The sequence below is a fragment of the Bacillus cereus group sp. BfR-BA-01380 genome (genome assembly GCF_022663535.1).
In the GTDB taxonomy this organism is placed as follows: domain Bacteria; phylum Bacillota; class Bacilli; order Bacillales; family Bacillaceae_G; genus Bacillus_A; species Bacillus_A cereus_BB.
Genome location: NZ_JAKUFS010000124.1, coordinates 1 through 231, shown reverse-complemented (window position 1 = coordinate 231; position 231 = coordinate 1). Strand labels below are relative to the sequence as shown.

Below are 231 nucleotides of genomic sequence, written 5' to 3'. Positions count from 1 at the left end.
TGTGATAAGCAATTCTTCTAATCCTTTTTGTAAGATGTTCAGGCTCGCATTATAGTCTCTATCTAACACTGTTCCACACTTTGTACATATGTGAGTACGAATAGAGAGAGATTTTTTCAAACGATTCCCACAAAAAGAACAGTCTTGTGAAGTATATTTTGGTTCTACTTTGACGAGTACACCGCCATGACTTTCACATTTGTAAGCAAGCATGTTTCGAAACATTCCCCA

Annotated in this window: 1 protein-coding gene; it reads right to left on the bottom strand. The window is 36.8% G+C overall.

Features of this window, described 5'->3' with window-relative positions:
- Positions 1–231, bottom strand: a 231-nt coding sequence (locus MR076_RS27020; protein ID WP_242225442.1) for an RNA-guided endonuclease InsQ/TnpB family protein, incomplete at both ends; no start/stop codon positions are given.